The organism is Enterobacter sp. FUJ80071, from assembly GCF_038739915.1.
Classification (GTDB): domain Bacteria; phylum Pseudomonadota; class Gammaproteobacteria; order Enterobacterales; family Enterobacteriaceae; genus Enterobacter; species Enterobacter kobei.
In genome coordinates this window covers 536,876-557,912 of sequence record NZ_JBBXKH010000001.1, presented here as the reverse complement: position 1 = coordinate 557,912, position 21,037 = coordinate 536,876, and the positions used below count along the sequence as shown (strand labels likewise).

The 21,037-nt window shown below is 43.8% G+C and carries 19 protein-coding genes and 1 pseudogene; 14 read left to right on the top strand and 6 right to left on the bottom strand.

Features of this window, described 5'->3' with window-relative positions; all coding sequences use genetic code 11:
* The first annotated feature begins 23 nt into the window (after positions 1–23).
* Entirely contained in the window at positions 24–1,031 is a 1,008-nt protein-coding gene (locus tag AAER43_RS02640) for a LacI family DNA-binding transcriptional regulator (RefSeq protein WP_050863179.1), read from the top strand.
* Here AAER43_RS02640 and fosA read toward each other — a convergent pair.
* Positions 1,017–1,442, bottom strand: a complete 426-nt coding sequence (gene fosA, locus AAER43_RS02635; protein ID WP_045134374.1) for a FosA/FosA2 family fosfomycin resistance glutathione transferase — start codon at positions 1,440–1,442, stop codon at positions 1,017–1,019. The two genes, AAER43_RS02640 and fosA, sit on opposite strands and share 15 nt — an antisense overlap.
* A 199-nt stretch (positions 1,443–1,641) precedes the next feature.
* Between fosA and trpS the strand changes: the two genes are divergently transcribed.
* The 5 genes from trpS to AAER43_RS02610 all read left to right on the top strand — a co-directional run bounded on the left by trpS (position 1,642) and on the right by AAER43_RS02610 (position 4,811).
* The gene (gene trpS, locus AAER43_RS02630; RefSeq protein ID WP_050863178.1) at positions 1,642–2,646 is read left to right on the top strand and encodes a tryptophan--tRNA ligase; all 1,005 of its coding nucleotides are present in this window, start codon (positions 1,642–1,644) and stop codon (positions 2,644–2,646) included.
* Positions 2,647–2,818: 172 nt separating this feature from the next.
* On the top strand, positions 2,819–3,502 hold the full coding sequence (locus AAER43_RS02625; RefSeq protein ID WP_050863177.1) for a hypothetical protein: 684 nt from the start codon (positions 2,819–2,821) through the stop codon (positions 3,500–3,502).
* Positions 3,495–3,842, top strand: a complete 348-nt coding sequence (locus AAER43_RS02620) for a hypothetical protein (RefSeq protein ID WP_050863176.1) — start codon at positions 3,495–3,497, stop codon at positions 3,840–3,842. The genes AAER43_RS02625 and AAER43_RS02620 overlap by 8 nt, the downstream gene beginning before the upstream one ends.
* 2 nt (positions 3,843–3,844) lie before the next feature.
* Positions 3,845–4,324: a type VI secretion system tube protein Hcp gene (locus AAER43_RS02615; RefSeq protein ID WP_039271858.1), complete on the top strand. Its 480-nt coding sequence runs from the start codon at positions 3,845–3,847 to the stop codon at positions 4,322–4,324.
* Between the two features lie 115 nt (positions 4,325–4,439).
* Complete coding sequence (locus tag AAER43_RS02610) at positions 4,440–4,811, top strand: hypothetical protein (RefSeq protein ID WP_045348371.1); 372 nt, start codon at positions 4,440–4,442, stop codon at positions 4,809–4,811.
* A 74-nt stretch (positions 4,812–4,885) separates the two neighbouring features.
* Here the strand turns inward: AAER43_RS02610 and AAER43_RS02605 are convergent, their stop codons facing one another.
* Positions 4,886–5,293, bottom strand: a complete 408-nt coding sequence (locus AAER43_RS02605; RefSeq protein ID WP_342701814.1) for a SymE family type I addiction module toxin — start codon at positions 5,291–5,293, stop codon at positions 4,886–4,888.
* A gap of 122 nt (positions 5,294–5,415) precedes the next feature.
* On the opposite strand from AAER43_RS02605, the gene AAER43_RS02600 reads away from it, so the two are divergent.
* The gene (locus AAER43_RS02600; RefSeq protein ID WP_001254932.1) at positions 5,416–6,567 is read left to right on the top strand and encodes an IS30-like element IS30 family transposase; all 1,152 of its coding nucleotides are present in this window, start codon (positions 5,416–5,418) and stop codon (positions 6,565–6,567) included.
* A 317-nt stretch (positions 6,568–6,884) separates the two neighbouring features.
* Entirely contained in the window at positions 6,885–7,835 is a 951-nt protein-coding gene (locus AAER43_RS02595; protein ID WP_050863175.1) for an HNH endonuclease, read from the top strand.
* A gap of 38 nt (positions 7,836–7,873) precedes the next feature.
* Here AAER43_RS02595 and AAER43_RS02590 read toward each other — a convergent pair whose 3' ends face one another.
* The 4 genes and pseudogenes from AAER43_RS02590 to AAER43_RS02575 form a co-directional block, all read right to left on the bottom strand.
* On the bottom strand, positions 7,874–8,914 hold the full coding sequence (locus AAER43_RS02590; protein ID WP_050863174.1) for a DUF4917 family protein: 1,041 nt from the start codon (positions 8,912–8,914) through the stop codon (positions 7,874–7,876).
* A gap of 345 nt (positions 8,915–9,259) precedes the next feature.
* Positions 9,260–12,322 carry an HsdR family type I site-specific deoxyribonuclease gene (locus tag AAER43_RS02585; protein WP_050863173.1) on the bottom strand — a complete coding sequence of 1,021 codons (3,063 nt, stop codon included), beginning with the start codon at positions 12,320–12,322 and terminating at the stop codon, positions 9,260–9,262.
* Positions 12,323–12,326: 4 nt separating this feature from the next.
* Positions 12,327–13,487: a restriction endonuclease subunit S gene (locus tag AAER43_RS02580; protein WP_342701813.1), complete on the bottom strand. Its 1,161-nt coding sequence runs from the start codon at positions 13,485–13,487 to the stop codon at positions 12,327–12,329.
* Positions 13,480–14,766 (bottom strand): annotated as a pseudogene (locus tag AAER43_RS02575) (N-6 DNA methylase); the annotation flags it as partial. The pseudogene AAER43_RS02575 and the gene AAER43_RS02580, both read right to left, overlap by 8 nt.
* 70 nt (positions 14,767–14,836) lie before the next feature.
* On the opposite strand from AAER43_RS02575, the gene AAER43_RS02570 reads away from it, so the two are divergent.
* From AAER43_RS02570 to AAER43_RS02545, 6 genes are all read left to right on the top strand, one after another.
* Positions 14,837–15,957, top strand: a protein-coding gene (locus AAER43_RS02570; RefSeq protein ID WP_087451024.1) for an IS3-like element ISSen4 family transposase whose coding sequence is annotated in 2 segments (ribosomal slippage) — positions 14,837–15,095 and positions 15,095–15,957 — 1,122 coding nt in all. Because the reading frame shifts where the segments join, the coding sequence is not laid out codon by codon here.
* 30 nt (positions 15,958–15,987) lie between these two features.
* On the top strand, positions 15,988–17,427 hold the full coding sequence (locus AAER43_RS02565; protein ID WP_342701812.1) for a hypothetical protein: 1,440 nt from the start codon (positions 15,988–15,990) through the stop codon (positions 17,425–17,427).
* A 147-nt stretch (positions 17,428–17,574) separates the two neighbouring features.
* Positions 17,575–18,174 (top strand): hypothetical protein, encoded by a 600-nt coding sequence (locus AAER43_RS02560; protein ID WP_049001625.1) that lies wholly within the window; start codon positions 17,575–17,577, stop codon positions 18,172–18,174.
* 71 nt (positions 18,175–18,245) lie between these two features.
* Positions 18,246–18,950: an ankyrin repeat domain-containing protein gene (locus tag AAER43_RS02555; RefSeq protein WP_049001628.1), complete on the top strand. Its 705-nt coding sequence runs from the start codon at positions 18,246–18,248 to the stop codon at positions 18,948–18,950.
* A gap of 184 nt (positions 18,951–19,134) precedes the next feature.
* Positions 19,135–19,572 carry a hypothetical protein gene (locus AAER43_RS02550; protein WP_049012890.1) on the top strand — a complete coding sequence of 146 codons (438 nt, stop codon included), beginning with the start codon at positions 19,135–19,137 and terminating at the stop codon, positions 19,570–19,572.
* On the top strand, positions 19,541–20,716 hold the full coding sequence (locus tag AAER43_RS02545; protein WP_248105060.1) for a relaxase/mobilization nuclease domain-containing protein: 1,176 nt from the start codon (positions 19,541–19,543) through the stop codon (positions 20,714–20,716). Before AAER43_RS02550 ends, AAER43_RS02545 begins: the two co-directional genes overlap by 32 nt.
* Positions 20,717–21,037: the final 321 nt, after the last annotated feature.

The window sequence follows — 21,037 nt, the reverse complement described above, 5'->3', positions numbered from 1 at the left end:
AATTCGCGAAAGGGAGAGGACGGATGAAGCGAAAACCGAAAGTGACGATGAACGATATTGCGCGGGCGGCAGGGGTGTCGCAGGCGACGGTATCGCTGGTGCTTAACCAGTCCCGCAACATCAAGCTCAGCGACGACACCCGCCAGCGGGTGATCAACGTCGCCACCGAGCTCGGCTACGACCGCCTCCCCGCCGTTCACGCCCCGCGCAACCAGGAAGAGATCGCCCTGCTGGTCAGCTCCGTTCAGAGCTTCGACCCGTTTATCGACGCCATCAGCCAGGCGCGGGAAGCGGCGTGGCGCAACGAGACCCTGCTCACCGTCTACGACTACGGCGACGACATCGAGCTGGCGCTGAACATCATCCGCCAGCTGGAGAAGCGCAACTGCATCGGGATTATTCTCGCCTCCCCGGTCACCACGCTGGTGGACATGACGGCTTTCCAGGACTGCACCCGCATCCCGCTGGTGCTGCTCAACCAGCGCGACCCCGGCTCGCCGCTGCTGCCGTCATTTATTCCGGATGACTACGCCAATGCTTTTCAGGTCACTAAACACCTGATTGCCTGCGGTGCGACGCGCATCGCCCACATTACCGGGGAGAGCTGGATGGAGGCCTCCCGCCAGCGTCTGGCGGGCTACCAGGCGGCGCTGGAACAGGCCGGACTCGCGTGTGACGACGGCCTGGTGCGCCAGACCAACTGGCAGTTCAGCGAGTCCTTTACCGCCACCACGTCCCTGCTGGAACTGGCCGAGCGCCCGGACGCCATCTTCTGCGCCAGCGACTGGCTGGCGATTGGCTGCTATCAGGCGCTGGCGGTGAACGGCGTGCGCATCCCGCAGGACATGCTGCTGGCGGGCTACGACGACCAGAAGATCTCCGAGCAGCTCACCCCGCCGCTGACCAGTATCCAGCTGCCCTACAGCGAACTGGGACGGCTGGCGGTGGAGTACCTGTGCAATCAGGAAGATGCCGCCACGCACGTGACGCTGGCGGGCAGGCTGAAGGTGCGCGCCTCAAGCCTCGTCTGAGGTAAACACCATGCCCGCATAGGGCTTCTCGCGACACGCCGCCAGCCGCGCGGCGAGGCTGCCCACGTGCAGCTCCAGCTTGTGCCCGTCCGGGTCGAGAAAATAGAACGACGCCCCCTCGCTTTTGTTCTGCTTCCAGACGGTGACGCCCGCCTGCTCCAGCCTGTGCGAGAACGGTTCAAAATCCGCTTCTGCGACGGTAAACGCGTAGTGGGTGTAGTCGCTCTCCTGCGGCGGCACATACTGGCGCGCCTCGTCGTACGACAGGCAGACCCACAGATCGCCGCAGGTGAGATAGGCCCCGGTATTCCAGCGGGCGTGGAGCGTCAGCCCCAGCAGCTCGTGCCAGAAGGTGATGCTTTTTTGCAGGTCGCTGACCGCGAGGGTCAGGTGGTTGAGTGATTGCAGCATAACGTGCCCTTTTGTTTTTCGCGCCGGACGTGATACGGTAAAGAGATGACCATAAACCACGCCGTGCTCACCGTAAACTGCTGGTGGCTGCCTTCTTAAAGGCGGCTCGGAGTTGTTTTCCCCATTTTCAGATAGCCGCCGAAAGGCGGCTTTCTCACATCTAAGACCCCTTTCGGCAACTGCACATTCAGGAGTCTTTATGAACGCACCCACCATCCTCACCGGCGACCGCCCAACCGGCCCGCTGCACCTCGGCCACTTCGTCGGATCGCTGCGCCAGCGTGTGGCGCTCCAGCAGACGCACAGTCAGTTTGTGCTGATTGCCGACCTGCAGGGGCTGACCGACAACGGCAGCAACCCGCAAAAAATCCGCGACAACATCCCCGAAGTGCTGGCCGACTACCTCGCCGCGGGCATCGACCCGAACCTGACCACGATCTGCCTGCAGTCCGCCCTGCCCGCCCTCGCCGAGCTGACGATGCTGTATATGAACATCGTCACCGTCGCCCGCGTGGAGCGTAACCCGACGGTGAAAAACGAGATTGTACAGAAGGGCTTTGCCCGCTCGCTGCCGGTCGGGTTTATGGCCTACCCCATCAGCCAGGCGGCGGACATCACGGCGTTTAAGGCCGAGTGCGTGCCCGTCGGCGACGACCAGCTGCCGATGATTGAGCAGACCAACGAGATTGTGCACAAGATGAACAGCCTGCTGCCCGCCCCGGTGCTGCGCCACTGCAAGGCTATGCTGAGCGACACCAGCCGCCTGCCCGGCATCGACGGCAGCGCCAAGATGTCGAAATCGCTGGGCAACACGCTGCACCTTTCGGCCAGCGAAGAGACCATTCATCGTGCGGTCAGCGCCATGTACACCGACCCGAACCACCTGAAGGTGAGCGACCCGGGGCAGATTGAGGGGAACGTGGTGTTTACGTACCTCGACGCGTTTCATCCGGACAAGGCGAAAGTGGCGGCGATGAAGGCGCACTATCAGGCGGGCGGGCTGGGTGACCGGGCGTGCAAGAACGAGCTGGAGGGGTGTTTGCAGGAGCTGATTGCGCCGATGCGGGAGCGGAGGGCGAGGTATATGCAGGATAAGGGGGAACTGATGGCGATGCTGAAGCGCGGGACCGAACGGGCGCAGGGGGTGACGCAAGTGGCGTTGAGGGAGGTGAAGGTTGGGCTGGGGGTGCCGGTGTTTAATTAAAGTCGATATAGCGGTGGAGTGCGTGGTATAGGCACGAAGCCGCTGATTATCTCATTAAAGATAAAATTGACACTTCTAACAATTCTTAATTTCTTATTTAGATAATATAAATTGCTTCAATCACATTAATATTACATTGATAAATCCTTTATTGCGCATTTAAAGGATTCTTATGGCTGATGTAGAAGATATAGCCCGGAGATTATGCAACATAATAGTTTCTCCTGATACAGTTACTGGGCTTATAAATGGAGGACTATCTGTACCGCTAGATTATGGATATCTGGCTTATGGTATCTTTGACACAGATACCAGGTATGCGCATGAAACTCAACGCATACGAATAGTCACTGCCATAAAAAACGACATTTTGAATTACGAGAACATTGTCAATGCAGTCAAAGTCATATTCAAAGCGTTCAACAGATATTTAACGGAAGCGGAACAGGATAAAATATACAGATCTGTAATGACTTCTATTGCAGGTAGAATATCAACAAATATTATTGCATCAACTATCGCGAAGCACGTTATTGAAAGAACGTCATTCACGTTTGTTGTTTTTAAAGGGAAAGGTAATCCAATCACGGCGCTGAGTACACTTCTTTTGTTTGGGGGAATGGCTGAACGCTCAATCAGAATATCTGACAGACTCAAAGCAGAAGCCCCAGAGGTATATCAACTTCTGAGACCCAGAGACTACGACCTACTTTATTTTCTTTTCGCTGATGCCGTTCAGCCTTTCGTAGATGCTCTCCATGCAGGTTATTCAGAAGGTATGCCTGTATTTATTCAGATCATGAAGAAAGTTAATGAAAAACTAACTGCACACACTCCGGCAGGAACGTATGAGTAAGTTGATTATCCCAGTTATAAACCTGCTCCTTTGCTCGTATTTATTTTTAGCCTATATCGTTTGCTGGGTTGAATTCGAAACCTGGCATGATAAAACAATCGCCTTTTGCATCATTACCCTAAGCGCCTACATTATTTCATTAGTAATGAATAAATTACTACCAGGCAAGATACATATTTTTGGCGGGATCCTGAATGTGTTATCGGGCCCCTTACTGATCATCGGTGCATTTGCTTGTATAGCTGTCCTTGAACCATGGCCGCTGAAAATTATTGGCTTGTTCATATGGGTCGTGGCGATGTTGCACCTACCTTCTTTTGTAAAAATAGATGAGGAATAATCATGTCAAATCCAGCATATCTTTGGTTAACCGATGCTAATGGCTCACCCGTCGTAGGAGGTTCTATGGTGTCCGGCAGGTTAGGCGCTATTGAATTAAAGGCGGTCGCTCATCACCTCACCATTCCTGTTAGTGGAAATACAGGCCGACTAACAGGTACCCGTGTACATACACCGATTGCCGTTCAGAAAGAGTTTGATAAAACGACACCCGTACTCTTCAGGGCGCTGTGTGAAAACCAAACACTAAAATCGGCTACGATCAAAATGTATCAAATTGATGATGCAGGAATCGAGAGAGAATATTTCAACATTATCCTGGAGAATGTAAAAATCACGGGTATCACGCCAAATCTGTTCCCGGGTTCTGGAACAGGAACGCATACAGAGACGATCGAGCTAAGATATGAAGCAATCACCTGGAAACACTGTGACGGGAATATAGTTTACAGAGATGCCTGGAATCATATGGCGATAGCCTGAACCGACTTTAACATTTCTCGGGCCGAGGTAACGTTGTGCTTGTCGGTCCGACCAAGCGGAGCGCCGCCGGGAAGCGCTGGCGATTATTTCTACCGCCTTAAAGGAGAGCATCATTATGGAACCCACACTCTCTCAAGTCATTGAGGTTGTTCGAAACTCCTCAGGTGAGCATCGTAAACCTATCGATAGCAATACGTTGATTGAGGCCGATTTGCATATTTGCGGTATCGACGGCGAAGACCTACTGGAAGACTGCGAAGAAGCGTTTGGCGTTCAGCTTGCCACTGAAGAAGATGGCTACAGGAAAACGTTCTCTCTCGCAGAGAATGAGTATTTGTTTACGGGTGAAGGCATAGACTTTTTTGGCATCTGTCGGTTTATCCGCTGGATACGTGGCATACCCGAACCTGTTATATGTGATTTAACCGTCGGCAAACTTCACGCTGCGCTGGTTAAGGCTGTGAAAGAGCAGGTTAAGCGTGATTGATTTTTACTTAAAACGGGCATGAGATGACATGCCCGTTTTATTGCTTCAAGCGTTACATTAGATGGGAAGCACAGTTACTCCGACATCGCCTGCCCTGTTCCACGCTTAACAGCCGGTATATCGCCTGTATCATTCAGCGCTCCCGGAAACGTCTTCAACCACTGCGCGACTTTCTGCTTATTTATATTCACCACACTCATACCTTCCAGGCATCCCCATAATTCTCTTGTATGCTGCGGCGTAATCACAATGCAGTCTTTCATGGCGCGGATTTTCACCGGCATACCGTTGATAAAGCCTGCACGGGTTAACCACTCGCCGCCCAGCAGAAGGTATTTCATATCTATGCGGGAATAAAGTTCGCAGCAGGCGGCACTGTCCTGCGGCGTCTCCGCGCGGGGATGGACGGGGGCCGCGTTGAGCTGGTTGCCGTGTAAACGGCGGGCGCTGTTTTTGCGTACCAGCTCGCGGTTTTCAATCATGCCGGTGAAAGCGTCTGATTCTGTTTTGCAAACAGTAAACTCTGGCTTAAAATTCGTCGCTGTAGATTCAATTGGTCAACGCAACAGTTATGTGAAAACATGGGGTTGCGGAGGTTTTTTGAATGAGACGAACATTTACAGCAGAGGAAAAAGCCTCTGTTTTTGAACTATGGAAGAACGGAACAGGCTTCAGTGAAATAGCGAATATCCTGGGTTCAAAACCCGGAACGATCTTCACTATGTTAAGGGATACTGGCGGCATAAAACCCCATGAGCGTAAGCGGGCTGTAGCTCACCTGACACTGTCTGAGCGCGAGGAGATACGAGCTGGTTTGTCAGCCAAAATGAGCATTCGTGCGATAGCTACTGCGCTGAATCGCAGTCCTTCGACGATCTCACGTGAAGTTCAGCGTAATCGGGGCAGACGCTATTACAAAGCTGTTGATGCTAATAACCGAGCCAACAGAATGGCGAAAAGGCCAAAACCGTGCTTACTGGATCAAAATTTACCATTGCGAAAGCTTGTTCTGGAAAAGCTGGAGATGAAATGGTCTCCAGAGCAAATATCAGGATGGTTAAGGCGAACAAAACCACGTCAAAAAACGCTGCGAATATCACCTGAGACAATTTATAAAACGCTGTACTTTCGTAGCCGTGAAGCGCTACACCACCTGAATATACAGCATCTGCGACGGTCGCATAGCCTTCGCCATGGCAGGCGTCATACCCGCAAAGGCGAAAGAGGTACGATTAACATAGTGAACGGAACACCAATTCACGAACGTTCCCGAAATATCGATAACAGACGCTCTCTGGGGCATTGGGAGGGCGATTTAGTCTCAGGTACAAAAAACTCTCATATAGCCACACTTGTAGACCGAAAATCACGTTATACGATCATCCTTAGACTCAGGGGCAAAGATTCTGTCTCAGTAAATCAGGCTCTTACCGACAAATTCCTGAGTTTACCGTCAGAACTCAGAAAATCACTGACATGGGACAGAGGAATGGAACTGGCCAGACATCTAGAATTTACTGTCAGCACCGGCGTTAAAGTTTACTTCTGCGATCCTCAGAGTCCTTGGCAGCGGGGAACAAATGAGAACACAAATGGGCTAATTCGGCAGTACTTTCCTAAAAAGACATGTCTTGCCCAATATACTCAACATGAACTAGATCTGGTTGCTGCTCAGCTAAACAACAGACCGAGAAAGACACTGAAGTTCAAAACACCGAAAGAGATAATTGAAAGGGGTGTTGCATTGACAGATTGAATCTACAGCAGCCATTTTCAACTCCTTTTCAGTTGCTGGTGGTTAGCGGTATGGGGGTGTTGCAGCACCTTCATATCGCGAATTCTCTCGTTAAATTTTCTTTGATGCTTCCTTTGCCATTCGGCGTAATTTCTGGTGCTCATTATACAGGGCTGAATATAAATACAGCGGTTTTGGGTGGGGGAAATTTGGAATTTGCGAGGGGGATTCAGGAAATAGGGTTATGTGCGGTAAGGTCATGTTTTTGTTGATTACGGGTTGATTGGTCTGGGTTTTGCGAGCATCATCGCAAAACTACTGGCTCCTGTAACCGAACTATGACCATCGCAAAATCTCTTAGTCAAAAAATTGCCGGGATGAAAACAGCCTGGTACAACAAAGCACCAGCGTTGAATAAACCCTTACTTGTTCTGTACGTTCTTTCCCAGTACAAGAAAGGCCATGAGCGACTATTCCAGTTTCAGGATGAAATACAAGATCAACTACGAGATTTGCTAAAACGCTACGGGCCAAAACGCAGCAACTATGAAGTTCTTATGCCATTCTGGCGCTTAAAGCATGATGGCTTCTGGGCACTGGAAGGAACAGACCCTGCTTTACTTAGAAGCCCTGAGGAACCGAGGCTGCAGATGGTCTTAGATAACAACGTGCACGGTGGCTTTGATATTACTTCCTTTTCGCTGGTACAAAATCAGAAATCCTTGATAGATTCACTGGCAAAACAGGTTGTTGAACAATACTTACCTATAGAATTTCACTCTGCGTTGTTCAAGGAACTGGAGTTTGAAACACCTGGGCCATTTGAGGTAAATGAAAGCCCGAACGACCGTATAGCTCTCGTTCAACCAGACATCGAAATTATCACTCAGGATCTCTCGATAGACGAAACAACCCGAACAGCATTGATTGAGGCCAGAATCGGACAGGGTAATTTCCGGGCAGAATGCCTGAGACTGTATCCCGCCTGTCCTGTAACAGGTATTACCTTTCAGCCATTACTGAGGGCGAGCCATATCAAGCCTTGGTCCGCATGCCAAACTGCGAAAGAAAGATTAGATCCGCATAACGGTCTCATGCTGGCAGCTCATATTGATACTTTATTTGACTCTGGCTGGATTTCATTCGCTAATGAAGGTGACGTTCTGATAAGCAATCACCTTGATTTTGTAACATGCGATAAACTGAATTTACCAGAGAGGATCATTGCATTACCTAAACCTTCATACAGCTATTTACAATGGCATAGGGAATATATTTTCAAGGGCTGAGACAGCCCTTTCTTACTATATCAATAGACAAAATATTTTTATCCCCCCCAAAAACAAGCGGTTTTGGCATCAAATAGAGTAACTTTCGCATGAAATTTTTCTTTTATGCTTAAAATATGTTTAGCATCTGCTTCAGAGTAAACACCAATGTATATACTCCACAATTTAGGTTCTCTTTTTGAAGGAGCATGAACTGCTTTATTTATCGCATCAATAATATGTTCATCATATTCACCGAAATTAAAACCAAAAGTTATCAATGAGCCGTTCAAATTTGACAACTGTTCAAAACAATGTGATAGATATCTGTTATGACGGATATGATTAAGTTTTTCGTCTCCATTACCAGCAGTTACGAATATTGGATAGTCACCAACCTCAAGGCGTTTCTTTACTTTTTCTATTAGAAACCCATCATTACTATACTGTTCTTTTTCAATATTAACCCCTACATCAAAAATATGTAACGCACCGTGTAAATAATGGATGTTCTGATGATCTTTATTAGGACCCCAAATTAAATCACCATACTCAGCATCTGCACCACGAAGCACCTCTTCAGTATTTTCAAGTTCTCGTCCAAATCCATCAGTTGCATTCTCAATATGTTGACGCATTAAAACCCAATAAAGAAGCATATCATAATTAGTTGAAAATATATGGCCACCACTATTAACAAACAACTTTAAAAAATTAGCACATGCTTCAGCCTTGTGCTCTGGTATTTTAAAAACATGCTCAGGATGCAGTTGATGTATTGAGCTAAGCAATCCTGCTTTTAGTTTTTCGCTCGCATTTCTAATGCTTTCTTGAAGAGCTTTACTGGAGTCAAAGGCTTCGAGCAATGCAAGCGTTGTATCTAGCTGTTGCATAACGACTTCGAAATTTTTAGTCTTTATAACATCAAATAATTTATTAATTAATGGATCATCCCTTGATGACAAAAATCTACTAAGTGCATTATAAGAAAATATTTCGCTATCATATGCCATACTAAAACCATTCCCCATTAATAAAGAGAACGTTCTTTTTTGTTTAATTAAATGTTTGATTACCTCATCAAACTTCATAAGTTCCATAGCATTATTTCCAGTCAGAGTTAAATATCACTGCTTTTTCACCTGTTAATGTTATATAAAAAATAAAAATATAAATGCAATCCATATCACAGATATAAGAAACTATAAATGGCAAAGCAAAGTAACAAATTGACTGTATGAATAACCCCTCAATAAAATATTCATGGAAAAAATTAAAATGGCAGCAATTATAAATCAATGGAGATTGCCAAAATACTCAAATCACTAACTATTAAATTAAGTGAGTCGTTTTATAATAAAGAAAATACTAATTAATTTAACAGGTGAAATTGAGAGACCAATAATGGTCTCTCTGGCTGAATAACTTATTTCTCAACAATAAAATCAGTAATGCTCTTCAATATACCCATAAGCTTTTTGAAATAACTCACCATCTTTTCCTAAACCGAACTGTGCCAAAGTGAGCATTAACGCTTTTTGTATTTCACGCGGGCCACTGTTGGAATTTTGCCAGCCATCAAAGCGGGTAGCTTTCACGATTTTATCAATTTGCTCTACAACATCACCGATTAACTTAGGGGTAGTTTCCGGACGTGTTTCCAGGAAAAGCTTGGTCAACGCCTGTTTATTATCAGCTTCAGTTACAGGACGCTCACCCGTTTCGCGCTCGGCTTGTACGGTATCTTTCGCAGCATCCAATAGACCTTTCAACCAGTCGATAGCCTTGATAACACCAGCTTCATAATCCTGACGCAGTTTTTCCAGACGCTCACCCAATGCCACAAATTTAGGATCATGGCTACCGCGTAAACGCCCCATAAGATCAATCTCCAGGCGTTTGGCGCGTTGTTCCTGTTCTTTAGTGGTCAGGGTAAAAATAGCGTGCTCGTCCATGATCAACTCATCAATATCATCGCGAATACGATTAATATCGGTATGCTCATGGATCATCTTAATTGTTTCGGGGCCAAGGGCAGCCCAAACAAGCGCACCGGTCTGCCCCACAGGACGCACCGATTCATAAATTTGCGCCAGCCATTTATAGTCCTGACGATAAGGGGTCAAAAAAGGATCTGGATTGATAGCTGACCATAACTTGGATAACACTCCAAAGCTGGCAGCGAATTCATCACGCTTCTCGTTAGTTGGCAGACATTCTTGCGCAGCCATAATACCTTCAAAACCTTCTATGGAACGATCCACACCAGGGAAGAAGGCCAGACATTTATTCAGTTGTAACGGCAATAGCTCTTTAAATGCCTCGATTCCCTCTACAACCCCTTCAATTTCTTCAGGATTGTAGGCCAGAGCGGTACGCAGATTTTCGAAAACGCCGAGGTAGTCGATAATTAATCCCATGTCCTTGCGTACAGCATCGGTTTCGTACAACCGGTTGGTTCGGCACATAGCCTGCAGAAGGGTATGATCACGTAAAGGCTTATCGAGGTACATGCAGTAGCAAATTGGTGCATCAAAGCCCGTAAGCAGCTTGGCGGTAACAATAATAAGCTGTAATGGATGCTCAGGATCTTTAAAGCATTCAATCAGATCCTTCTGTACCTGCTCTTCCGCATCGATGTGCTGCCAGCGTTCGAAATCGGCTTGTTTAACAGGTAGCTCCAATTCGTCATGCCATTTGAGCCAATCCTTGTTGAGCTTATCTTTTTTACCACCCTCTTCAGCTTTAACCGGAGCCTGGTCAACGTTCATAACCACTTCAACCGCATCAAAACCAAGCTTTTCCCCGAGCAGGTAATACATCTGTACGCAGGCTTCGCGATCATATACTACCACCATGCCTTTCATCTTTTTCGGCATAACATGGCTGGTAAAATGCTCAACAATATCATTACTTACTGCAGCCATGCGTCTGGGGGATTTCAGCATGATAGCCAGCTTGCCTGCACGCCTGGACAATGCTGCTTTTTCTTCTTCATCCAGGTTGTTTTCGGTAGCCAATTGCTCGAATTCTTCGTTGATAGCATCACGATCCACTCGGAGTTCTGCCAGCCGAGGTTCGAACTTCACCGGGTTAGTTGCGCCATCCCGGATCGACTGCTTATAGCTATAGCGGCTCATATAGCGACCCGGATCTTCTTCGGCACCGAACAACTTGAATGTATTACGATCAATGCCAGAAATCGGAGTACCAGTCAGGCCATAGAAGTGGGCATTGGGTAATGCCCAGCGCATTTTCTCGCCTAATCCACCTTCCTGGGTACGGTGGGCTTCGTCAACCAACACAATGATATTGTCACGGTTATTCAGGCCATTAGGGTTGTTATCGTCAATTTCGATATCTTTAAATTTAAAGATGGTGGTGATTAAAATGCCACGGCTATCCTGCTCAATGTATTCACCCAATTTTTTGCAGCTTTGCACTTTAATCAGATTCTTAACGTCGGCGCCACCAAAGGTTTCATTAATTTGGCTGTCCAGATCTCGCCGGTCCACTACGATGAGTACTGTTGGGTTTTTCAACGCATTGTCGGCACGCAGCATTTTAGCGGCGTAAAGCATCAACAAGGATTTACCCGATCCCTGGAAATGCCAAATCAGACCTTTTTTTGGATAGCCTCTCCGAACACGCTCAACGATTTGTTTTGCTGCTTCAAATTGCGGGTAACGCGGCAGGATTTTAACGCGTTTAGGCGGAGTATTTTTGCCCGTTTTGACGGTTGAAAATAATGCAAAAGATTCCAGCAGCTGCAATAAGGTCTGTGGATTTAACAAACTCTCGCAGCTGTTGAGTACCGAGGCCAATCCCGGCAGAATCTCATCACGAAGCTCAGTATTATGCCAAGGCCCCCAGTCTTTAACTCGGGCATTAATGGCACCATAGGCAAAGGTTTTACCTTCGCTGGCAAAACACATCAAGTTAGGTACAAAGAAAGATTCAACGTTTTTCCAGTAATACTTTTTGCCGCCCATGAAATCGGCGGCGCCGTCTTGCCAGGTCACGCTAGGGCGTGTGGCGGTTTTAACTTCGCCTACTACCAGTGGTATACCGTTCACATAAAGGACAATATCAAAATAGACTTCAGTGGCCGCGACATAGTGGACCTGCTGTGCCACCACAAAGTGGTTGTTCTCTATATTGTCAAAATCAATCAGATTGATGGTGATATGGTCGCCATTCTCGCCAAAAGGCAAGGTTTTCTCAGCCATCAACCATTCCTGGAAGTTTTCATTGGCCTTTACCAAACCGGTATGTCGGGCTTCTAAAACCACTCCTCGCAGTTTGTAAATGACCTCATCGGCATAGTCAGGTTGTCTGCCGATATCAGGGTTCAACGAACAAAGCGCGTCTTTTAGCCACTCATCAACAAAGATATCCTGCGCTTGTTTGGGCAAGTTTTCGCCATGGCAGTATGTCCACTTGACCTCGCTTAAACCTATTAAACGATCGATAATTCCATTTTCCGTGACGTTTTGTTCGTTAAACATTTTATCACCCTATGAATTTCTTTGTTATGGCTGAGCGAAGATTGTTTTTAATAAATTTAATTTCCTGCTGAAGAATGGATATTAAACAATCAACTCCGTTTATCTTCTCAATTATATATTCTTGAGTTTTTAAATCGGGAACAAACACCCTTATCTTACTAAATCTCTCAGCACCTAAATGTGCTACTGTAGTCATATTTGCATGATAAGCAAAAATACCATTATAATATGCAGCCCTAAATAAAAAGAACGCAAAATAAGGATTAATATTTTTGCCAGCTCTAAATCTAATTAAAGTATTTTGAATGCAACAACCATCTATCTCCCCTTTATAAATTGCTACTCTACCAACATTAAATACACTTGTAATATCCCCCTCAGTAATTAGAACATCATTAACAGATAATTTGTGCAACTGAAAATCTCTGTCGTTAAAATCCATTTCTTCCACATCAGATAAATCAAGTTCACCATCTAAGACATTAACAACCCTAAGGTAAGGTTTTGTGTAATTTCCTGTAGTATATTTAGGTGTTCTTTGTCGACCTAATTTAACATCCCCTAATTCTGAAATGCTATACTCTTTCCAACCTACAACCCCTCGTTTCTCCCATATTTCACGAGTGAGTAAAGCTTTTAATAATTGCTGCGCACTAAGTAATAATTCTTCCTTCCGATCTAAATATAAATCTAACTTTTTTAGAATATTATTTGAAGTAATTTGCTTATTTAATTCCGGAACAGATAAAGATAAGCTGGTCAGAGCGCTGAATTTAGTTCGTGGGGAAAGAGATCCAGAAGAAGTTTGAACAGCCCAACTCCAAAAGTTATCAGTATGAATTAATCTTGCTAAAAACTCATTCGAAACACAATCTTTTCCAGTTAAGACAATAATGTCCCCGGAACAAATGCCATCAAAATCCGCGATAGCCGCCTTTCGTAAATATGGACGGCGCTTTCCTAAAAGGATATGTCCTTTTTTAAAGACGCGTGTAAAGCTAGGATTATCATCCTCAATAATCCCCCAACGCTTTATATTTAAGGAACCTGAATCCAAATGCTCCAAACCAACATAACGCTCGTAACCATCAGCGATTGGGCACTTAGAAGAGAGCTTCACCTCTCGACAAATATCACCAAATCTAACTATATTTTTATTAGCCACTCTTCTTCACCTCATAACCTAACTGCACGAGGTTATCAAATAATTTATTTACATGTTTTTTCAACTGTAAACGACTAACCTTCCATGTCTCGATAACCTGTTCAATATCATGTACTTCGCCGTTATTTTTTGCTTGCACATACAGTGGAATTGACAGGTTATAAAGGTTTTCTTTAATAGCTTCGATATCCACTAAAGCGGTTATATCGCTTTTTTTCTCCGGATTAAAATAAGCCTCGCATAATACCTCCAAATCCTCATCGGATAGGCGACTATGAGCACGTTCACGGGTGACATGCTCAACCCCGTTGATAAACAAAACTTTGTTTTTGCGTTCAGCTGGCTTATTGCTGTTAAGCACCACCACGCAAGACTCCATCGGCGAGTTGTAAAACAGGTTCGGCCCCAACCCAATCACCGCTTCGATTATGTCGGATTCAATCACCTGTTTACGAATGGCTTGTTCAGAATCGCGAAACAGAACACCGTGCGGCCAGAGCATGGCAGCGCGACCGGTATTGGGTTTCAAACTTTTGATGATATGGGTGTAAAAAGCATAATCAGCGCATCCTTGGGGCGGTACGCCATAGAGATTACGTCCATAAGGATCGGCTGCAAACTTGTCCCGGTTCCACTTCTTGATGGAATATGGTGGGTTGGCAAAAATTACATCAAACTGCTTGAGCCGATCGTTTTCAATAAACTTAGGCTCAGCCAGAGTGTCACCACGTAGCACATCAAATTCTTCGATATCGTGCAGAAACATATTCATACGAGCGATAGCGGAAGTCAGCAGGTTCACTTCCTGACCATAAAGGTGCACAGAGCGCCACTCTTCCCCTCTTGCACGAAGATCCATCACTGCATTTAGCAACATCCCGCCAGTACCACACGTTGGATCATAGGCAGTTTCACCCGGTTTTAAACGCATAATGCGCGTCATTAAATGCACGACTGTTCGGTTGGTGTAAAACTCTGCAGCCGTATGGCCGGAATCATCAGCGAACTTTTTAATCAGATATTCGTAGGCTTCACCAAGATCATCCTGGGCAACAGATTTAATGCCGAGCGGAATTTTACTGAAATGTTCAATCAGATCAGCCAGCAGATGATCGGGCAGGCGCTCTTTATTGGTCCACTGTGCATCACCGAAGACACCATGTAAACGCGGGTTATTAGCTTCAATTAATCGAAGTGCATTCTGAATCGCTTCACCAATGTTTTTACTGGTATTACGGACCTTTTCCCAAGCTGCCTCAGAGGGAATGTTGAAACGGTTGACCTGCTCCCCGTTGATTAGTACACCCCGATGTTAGTAATGTCTTCATAAGCCACATGAGGACATCCCCATGAAGAAGCGTTTTTCCGACGAACAGATCATCAGTATTCTCCGCGAAGCCGAAGCTGGGGTACCCGCCCGTGAACTCTGCCGCAAGCATGCCATTTCCGATGCCACGTTTTACACCTGGCGTAAGAAGTATGGCGGTATGGAGGTGCCTGAAGTTAAGCGCCTGAAGTCGCTTGAGGAAGAGAACGCCAGACTCAAGAAGCTGCTTGCCGAAGCCATGCTGGATAAAGAGGCGCTTCAGGTGGCTCTGGGGCGAAAGTACTGACGACAGACCAGAAGCGGGAAGCCGTGATGTTGATGTGTGATGCGACCGGTCTGTCGCAACGTCGTGCCTGCAGGCTTACAGGTTTATCCCTGTCGACTTGCCGCTATGAGGCTCACCGTCCGGCTGCTGATGCGCATTTATCAGGGCGCATCACTGAGCTGGCACTGGAGCGCAGGCGTTTTGGCTACCGTCGTATTTGGCAGTTGCTGCGCCGTGAAGGGCTTCATGTTAATCATAAGCGCGTGTACCGGCTTTATCACCTCAGTGGCCTGGGCGTAAAACGCAGAAGACGTCGTAAAGGGCTGGCAACAGAACGTCTGCCGCTGCTCCGTCCGGCGGCGCCCAATCTGACCTGGTCGATGGATTTCGTCATGGACGCACTTTCCACCGGTCGCAGGATCAAGTGTCTTACCTGCGTCGATGATTTCACAAAGGAATGCCTGACGGTCACTGTTGCCTTTGGGATTTCAGGCGTTCAGGTCACGCGTATTCTGGACAGCATTGCACTGTTTCGAGGCTATCCGGCGACGATAAGAACTGACCAGGGGCCGGAGTTCACTTGCCGTGCACTGGATCAATGGGCCTTTGAGCATGGTGTTGAGTTGCGCTTAATCCAGCCGGGCAAGCCAACGCAGAACGGATTTATTGAGAGCTTTAACGGACGATTTCGCGATGAATGTTTGAATGAGCACTGGTTCAGCGATATCGTTCATGCCAGGAAAATTATTAATGACTGGCGGCAGGATTATAACGAATGCCGCCCGCACTCCACGCTGAATTATCAGACACCGTCTGAATTTGCAGCGGGCTGGAGAAAGGGTCATTCTGAGAATGAAGATTCCGACGTTACTAACTGAGTGTTGTATCTAATCGTGGGGGCAGGTCAATTGGTCACTCAGTTAAAAGTTGATCCAAAAAGAATTGCAGTTCATTTAGCAAATGTAAATTCCAATTTAGCCAATGTTAATCCTAATGCACCGTGGAACTTATTAGTCGATACTCATAAAGCTAAGAAAAGCCCTGAAGATTTACATGATGAAGGTTATTCACATATCATCTGGAACTTATCATTAAGAGAAGGTTGGGATGAACCATGGGCGTATGTAGCTTACCTTGATGGGTTAGGTAAATCTACTACTGATATCTCACAAAAAATTGGTCGTTTTTTGAGACAACCTAATGCTACTCCTTTTGATGATGGAGACTTAAATTCAGCATACTTTTATTTTAATGTTCCTGATAAAGATTTTTCAGAACTTGTTAAAACTACACAAAATGACCTAAGTGATTCAGGCTATGAAATAGTCTCAATAGAAAGTAATAGTCCGAGACCACAAACGTCGAGAGAAGTGCCTGTTAAAAAGGAAGTGTTTGTTTCTAAAGTCGCAGAAACTTTCGGTGAAGACCTTGAAATACTAGACCAAATACTACTTTCAAATGTGCCTCTTTTTTCTGATGAGAGCCTTCGTTCAAAAGGAAAAATGCATACAAGAGTTTTAGATTTAGCTAACAGTTGTGAAGATTTGGATCTTAATAAAGAAGAAACAAAGGATGACAATGCTGATATTTCTGTGTGGGAATATTTAGTCTCACGATTAGGAACTTATGATAACCGTATAGCCCGAAAATCAGGGACATGTTTTACTCCTTTTGTAAAAAATGATCCTAAGATGAAACAGCGAATGCAATTTGGCTCAGATGCAATGTTGCAAATCAACAATAATTTATCAAATATTATTCGTCTGCTTAATAATGAGTTTCATCTCGAATATGAATACGATGACATATATGCGGTAAAATCATTTAATTTAGTTTCACCAGACTATCAATATGAAGACTTAAATAAAAGAAACAGATACAAAGTTAACTCCTTTAAAAATGCCTTGCATTCAGAATATAATGGCCTGAATAAATTTGAGTTAGAAATTGCAGAATCTATTGATTCATTAGGAGTTGATTGGTGCAGAAACCCATCAAAAACAGGTTATAACATTCCTATTCCTGAAATTGGTCAAGGGACTTCTAATTTCTTTCCTGATTTTTTATTATGGGGTAAAAACCAAGTATGGGCTTTAGATCCAAAAGGTTCACATTTAATTAATGATGCGATTTTTCTAAAGCTTATGGCTGTATCAGATATCAATGATAAAAGATTGAGATTAAAGGTTGGATTTGTATTAGAAGGCGAATATATGCTTGGTATCAATAATCGGCCCCAACTTCAGAGTAAAAATGGTTGTACTTTAATTTATAAAAAGAACTCATCTATCAGAGCTAAATCATACCCGACGTCAAAAGAACTAGTTAAAGATTTGCTTGTTTTATAGTGAAATTAAAATTGTGTTAGATGACAAGTTTAGGCAATTCATCTAACACTTTTTTTTTCAAAAGTATAAATTTCTGTTATGCCGTGTATTTAAAATTATGAACACATAGCTTTATCATATTTTTTAATAATTATGCTGAGGAAAAAGATGGAATATACATTCAATATTTTTGAAAAAACCGATGAAAAAAATCGTAACCATTATTTTGTTTTCGATTCATTTAATACTTGCCTTGGATATTTCAATAACATCGATTTAGCATATGGTTTGATAAATATCTATTTAAGGTATCTAGAAGAAATTTATGAAGACAGTTCACACTTTAAGCTTGAACAACAAATAGTACAAGTTTCAGATGAAATTAAAAAGCAAAATAATAAAGAACTTGACGAATTAGTATGTATTGAGGAAATAACCACATCTCTGCTTTACATAGAAGAAAATAAGGAAAAAGAATTTCTATTTACTGAAAAATATAAATTATTCTCTACTATGCCTACTTTACTAAATAAAAATTTTACAGTTATATTCGATAATGAAGATATCAAGATATTGCACAAGCAATTTCTTTCTACATTGATTGAAAGGAAATATGCTAAAGGTAGTACTGTTGAAACTTTGAAAAATGCTCTTTCTGATAAATTTGAAGAAAAGGAACTTGCTAATTATTTCCCATTTCTAATTCAAGAAAATGAAGTAGATGATGAATCAATCAAATTGATAAAACCATCAAAACTAAGTTCATAATTTTTATTTATAATTACTATTGACTTCTCCTTTTTTTGTTTTATTAATTTATAAAAAAGGAGATTTCAATAGTGGCCGCACATTACGATTCAATACAATCCGTTTTCTCAGAGTTGATTAGACAATATAGCAACCCAAGTAATAAAAATGAAAAAGGACAAAATCTTATATTTAAAGATTACACATGGAATATGAGTGACTTAGAATCATTAACAAAAAACGGATTCAATATAAATAGCACTGATAACTTTGGTAAAACCCCTATTTTTTATTGTAAGGATAAAATTCAATTCAGATTACTTATACTTTTTGGGGCTAATATTAATCATGTGGATAACGAGGGGAAGAACCTATTGTTTTATGTTAATGAGCCTGAAAATGTTGAGTTGATGTTGAAGTTAGATATAAATAAAAATTTAACTGATATCAAAAATCATTGTTTTTTATCTCATGAGTTGTTTCATACGATACCAGATGTATTTTCATCACAGCTAAAATCTACTGAAAAAACAAATATAGAAATTTTCCAAGTGTTCACCAACACGCATAATTGCTTAAAACTACTTAATGAAAAAGAAATCAAATTTTTTCTTTCCAAGAAAGTTCATATCAATTTTGATCCTCTTTCAAATCCAGTACCATTTCAAAAAACTCTTGGCTTACTGAAAGAAATAGAAGCATCCCCAGATACAAAGTTTACATTCTACTCTGATGAAAATAAAATATGTAATTTATACACACTTCATCAATTAGAGAAGAAGATAAGCAAGAGCTAATTTATAGAAGCGGTTGCACCGTTCTATAAAGCTCTTGCTTTTCTTGCTTCCTTTCAGTCAGACAATAAAAGAAAATCAAAACAATCAAGCCTATAGATTGACAAAAAACTCATTCATTATATAAGTGATATATAAAGCATATGGATTATGCTTACCAATTAATATCATATAAAATGGAGTTTATATGCATAAGATAAATTATACAGATGATATAGATCTATCCAAAATTTCCCGCCGTGGTAGTTTTGATAAAAGTAAATTACCTTCAGAATCAGTAAGAAGCTATTGTGTCAGTGTCCGTTTGAATGTTGAAGAACTGCAACTCCTGAATATTAAGCGAGGCTCTTATAAAAAGGGAGAGTGGCTTCGAATGGCTTCCCTTCAAAGGTTACCTCCGGCTATACCAGCGATTAATACCAAAGCCTGGAAAGCTTTAACTGAAATATCACAAAAACTAAATCGCATTGCGGCCCACATAGATGGTAAGAGTAAAGATAGTCACCTTACTCATACAGAGCTTTTCGCTGTGAAGCGACAACTGGAAGAGCTTCGCACGAATCTTTTAAGTGACAGTATATGGAGCCTCCCGAATGAAGGGTATGCGAAAAATTCGCAGGGGTAAGAACTTTGCTGGTGTGGTCCAATATGCATTGAAGCCAGGTTCACATCATAAAAGTGATCCAATCGTTATTGGCGGGAACATGTTAAGTGGCTTTGCTCTTGAACTGATTTCCGAATTCAATGGCACAAAACAGCTTCGGCCAGATGTTCAGAAACCGGTTTGGCACAACTCGCTTCGCTTACCCAACGGTGAATCACTAACGAATGAACAGTGGTCGAGTATCGCAGATGACTATATGGAACGAATGGGGTTCAGTGATACCCATCTCCGTTGCTATGTCTTACATGACGACGACGGTCAGCACATACACATTATCGCCAGCAGAATCGACATGGCCGATGGGAAGCTTTACTTAGGTAGGAATGAAAACCTCATCAGCACCCGGATTATCAGTGAAATTGAAATCGATCATAACCTGACAGTTACCAAGACTGCTCCTGCGATTGCACCAAAGCAACCGAAGCGAAAAAGAATCTCTCGCAACGAACAAATGCTATCGGCCCGGACTGGTGTTCCCTCCCCTAAGGAAGCTCTCCAGCAGATACTTGATAAAAGTTTATCTGATAAGCCGGACCTTCTAACTTTCACAAAACGACTGGAAGAAGCAGAAGTCGGCTGGACGGCGAATGTCGCTTCAACCGGGAAAATGAACGGGTTCTCATTCTCTTACCGCGATATAGCTTTCAAGGCTTCGCAGTTAGGTAAGGGTTACTCTTGGGCTAATCTTCAAAAGCAACTTAACTACAATCCTGACCACTTAGAAGCTATACGAGCGACCAAGAAGGCTATCCCTGCTCCTGCTCCTGCTCCTGCTCCTGCTCCTGCTCCTGCTCCTGCTCCTGCTCCTGCTCCTGCAATAGTTTTGAAAACCGCTGAGAGAAAGGAAAGTATCGGTAAAAAAATTGCAGAACTGGAACTACGGCTCAGAGAAGACAAACGGAACGAAATCGTAGAAAAGATCCTTCAAAAGAATGCAGCCAAACAGCAAAAGCATCTCAGGCTCACCGGCTGGATTCCCTTTTTACAACGGCTCATAGAGCTTCTCAGAAAATATGGAAAGAGCATCCTCCACAAGGTTCCTACAAACTTCTCAGAAGTCTATTCAACACATCATCTGAAACCTACAAGAAAAATTCGTTTATAGACAGCTAGTTGTAAACACCTTTCGTAACCTAACTCAATTGCTTAGTAATAAATTTGTGTTTAGTCAAGAAAATATTGATCGTTATTACAGATCGATAATCTAGTTATGATAGACAATAACTATCAAGTAACAATCATCGATCGGTACAAGCAATTTTACTAAAGCGAGTCGGTCATCGAGAATCCCTACAAACAGCAGTAAATCTTCCACCCTGGGGTTGCTATGAAAAACGAAACAATTAAGTGCCCGTTCTGCTTTCAGGAGAGTCCGTTTGGTGTCCGTGTCTGCACTGGCTGTCATTCAACTATTAGATATGGAGCC

What these genes read in the sequence shown, in the direction of transcription:
- AAER43_RS02560 (WP_049001625.1), top strand. Translation starts at nt 17,575, where the DNA reads ATGGAATATACATTCAATATTTTTGAAAAAACCGATGAAAAAAATCGT.
- trpS (WP_050863178.1), top strand. Translation starts at nt 1,642, where the DNA reads ATGAACGCACCCACCATCCTCACCGGCGACCGCCCAACCGGCCCGCTG.
- AAER43_RS02610 (WP_045348371.1), top strand. Translation starts at nt 4,440, where the DNA reads ATGGAACCCACACTCTCTCAAGTCATTGAGGTTGTTCGAAACTCCTCA.
- fosA (WP_045134374.1), bottom strand. Translation starts at nt 1,442, where the DNA reads ATGCTGCAATCACTCAACCACCTGACCCTCGCGGTCAGCGACCTGCAA.
- AAER43_RS02640 (WP_050863179.1), top strand. Translation starts at nt 24, where the DNA reads ATGAAGCGAAAACCGAAAGTGACGATGAACGATATTGCGCGGGCGGCA.
- AAER43_RS02585 (WP_050863173.1), bottom strand. Translation starts at nt 12,322, where the DNA reads ATGTTTAACGAACAAAACGTCACGGAAAATGGAATTATCGATCGTTTA.
- AAER43_RS02590 (WP_050863174.1), bottom strand. Translation starts at nt 8,914, where the DNA reads ATGGAACTTATGAAGTTTGATGAGGTAATCAAACATTTAATTAAACAA.
- AAER43_RS02625 (WP_050863177.1), top strand. Translation starts at nt 2,819, where the DNA reads ATGGCTGATGTAGAAGATATAGCCCGGAGATTATGCAACATAATAGTT.
- AAER43_RS02620 (WP_050863176.1), top strand. Translation starts at nt 3,495, where the DNA reads ATGAGTAAGTTGATTATCCCAGTTATAAACCTGCTCCTTTGCTCGTAT.
- AAER43_RS02545 (WP_248105060.1), top strand. Translation starts at nt 19,541, where the DNA reads ATGAAGGGTATGCGAAAAATTCGCAGGGGTAAGAACTTTGCTGGTGTG.
- AAER43_RS02615 (WP_039271858.1), top strand. Translation starts at nt 3,845, where the DNA reads ATGTCAAATCCAGCATATCTTTGGTTAACCGATGCTAATGGCTCACCC.
- AAER43_RS02605 (WP_342701814.1), bottom strand. Translation starts at nt 5,293, where the DNA reads ATGATTGAAAACCGCGAGCTGGTACGCAAAAACAGCGCCCGCCGTTTA.
- AAER43_RS02550 (WP_049012890.1), top strand. Translation starts at nt 19,135, where the DNA reads ATGCATAAGATAAATTATACAGATGATATAGATCTATCCAAAATTTCC.
- AAER43_RS02595 (WP_050863175.1), top strand. Translation starts at nt 6,885, where the DNA reads ATGACCATCGCAAAATCTCTTAGTCAAAAAATTGCCGGGATGAAAACA.
- AAER43_RS02600 (WP_001254932.1), top strand. Translation starts at nt 5,416, where the DNA reads ATGAGACGAACATTTACAGCAGAGGAAAAAGCCTCTGTTTTTGAACTA.